Source organism: Nitratidesulfovibrio liaohensis (assembly GCF_011682075.1).
GTDB classification, from domain to species: domain Bacteria; phylum Desulfobacterota; class Desulfovibrionia; order Desulfovibrionales; family Desulfovibrionaceae; genus Cupidesulfovibrio; species Cupidesulfovibrio liaohensis.
Genome location: NZ_VSMK01000435.1, coordinates 1 through 2199, shown reverse-complemented (window position 1 = coordinate 2199; position 2199 = coordinate 1). Strand labels below are relative to the sequence as shown.

At 71.4% G+C, this 2199-nt stretch carries 1 protein-coding gene; it reads left to right on the top strand.

The annotated features are described in order from the left end of the window. Positions 1-165: 165 nt before the first annotated feature. Positions 166-2199 (top strand): small ribosomal subunit Rsm22 family protein (locus FVW27_RS20645; protein WP_208294790.1); only part of this gene is annotated, 2034 nt, incomplete at its 3' end.

Genomic DNA, 2199 nt, shown 5'->3' with positions numbered 1-2199 from the left:
CCGCGCACCACGCCGGACGCCACGACACCGGCCCCGCGCTCCGGCCCATGCCCCGGCTCAATGTTCCGGCATGACCGGCAGCCGCACTGGCCGCGTCCCGCGCATCCTCGCGCGTGGCAGCCCATGCATCGCCGGTTGCACCGGCACCCAACCAACGGATTTCGCATGCACCATCTTTTCGCCGCCCTGTCCCCGGAATACCGGCAGCGCCTGGAATCCCTGCCCACGGCGCTGGACACCGTGGCCCCGTTGCGCACCGCGCATCGCCGCGACCTGCCCATGGCCATCCACGACCTGTCGCTGGTACTCACCAGTGAGCGCGGATCGCTCTCCGATCCCTACTGGGCGGCACCGCGCCTGCTGTCCGCCTACCTGCGCTACTTCATGCCGTGGAACCTGGTGCGCCTTGGCCGCCTGCTGCCATCCCTGGACCTGGTGGACCGCGATGCCCTGCTGGAACGTCCGCTGATCCTGGACCTGGGCAGCGGCCCGCTGACCCTGCCGCTGGCACTGTGGCTGGCCCGACCCGACCTGCGCTCCCTGCCGCTGACCTTCCTGTGTGCGGACATCGCCCCCCACCCGCTGGAAGTGGGCCGCGAACTGCTGCAAGTCATCGCGGGAGAGGAATCGCCCTGGGCGCTGCGCACCCTGCGCGCCCCCATGGAGTCGGCCCTGAAGGAGGCGCGCGGCGACGCGGCGCTGATCCTGGCGGGCAACGTGCTGAACGAACTGAAGCCGCGCCGCGACGAGCCGCTGGAATTCCGCATGGAGGACCTGGCTGAAAAGATCGGCTCGGCGCTGTCGCACGGCGGGCGAGTGCTGGTCATCGAACCGGGTACCCGGCTGGGGGCGCGCTATGTCACCCTGTTCCGCCGCGCGGCCATGGAGGTGGGGCTTGCCCCGCTGGCCCCCTGCCCCCACCACGACGAATGCCCCCTGCTGGAGCAGGGCGGCGCGGGCGGCTGGTGCCACTTCACCTTCCCCATCCAGGGCGCGCCCACGTGGCTGGAAGAACTGAGCCGCCGGGCCAAGCTGGAAAAGGGCACGGCCAGCCTGTCCTTCGTGCTGCTGGGCGAGGCGGACAAGGTGACGGCGCCGCACAACACCATCCGTATCATTTCCGACGCCTTCCCGCTGCCCGGCCGACGCGAACCGGCGCGCTACGCCTGCTCCGAACGGGGGCTGGCCCTGCTGCACGACGCGCGGCACGTGCATTCCGGCACGGCCATCGACATCACCTGGCCGGAAGTGGAACGCCGCGACCGCAAGTCCGGCGCGCTGGAACTGGAATGGACCCCCCCCAGCCGGGACGGCAAGACGGCTGGTACAGCGGGTACTGCGGGCAAGGGCCCCAGAGGCAAGGCAAGCCCGGTTGACCGGGGTGAAAAGCCCGTGCGCGGCAAGGCTGCCGGACGCGCGGCGCAAGCAGCCCCCGGGATGGACGACGGGGACGACACGCAGCCAGCATTCCTGATGGAAGGCGCGACGCAATGGGATACGCCCGTTGCCGCCGGAGCCGGAACCGAAGACGAAGATTTCGGCGGGCACGACCATGAAGGACACGACCCGTCCGAACCCAACGGCAACCGCGCCGATGGTCCCGACCATGGCGCGACATACAGCCAGATGTTCGCCAATCAACCACACGGGGGCAGGGCCGCGCAACGGCGCGGAGTCCCGCGCTTCGGAGCGCGGCGTGGCCGCACCCTTGACGGCGTGTACGGCGACGGCTTTGCGGGCGACGGCGGCGCGGGATATGGCGCTCGCCGCAGGGGCGGTCTGCCCGATGATTTCGGCAACCGCGCGGAGTCGGGTGGACGCCGGAGCAACCGCACGGGACGGACTGATCGCACGGAACGCGACGGGAGCACCGGCATGCGCAAGACCGGGCGGGGTGCCGGGCAGCCCGACGGTCAGCGTGCTGACCGGAGAGAACGTCACCCTGACGGTCAGCGCGCTGACCGGAGAGAGCGTCACCCCGACGGGCAGCAGGGCAACCAGCGCGGCCAGTGGGCCAACCGCCGCCCCCGGCATGGCGAAAAGGGCGAACAGACCAATGCAGCGCAGGACCGGAACGCCCCCAACGCCACGGCCCAGCGCGCCCTGAACGCGTGGGACGACGCTGGCGGCGGGGCGCCCTCCGCACGGCAGGGACAGCATCAGGGCCGGGGGCAACGCCCAGCCCATGGCGACCGCGAC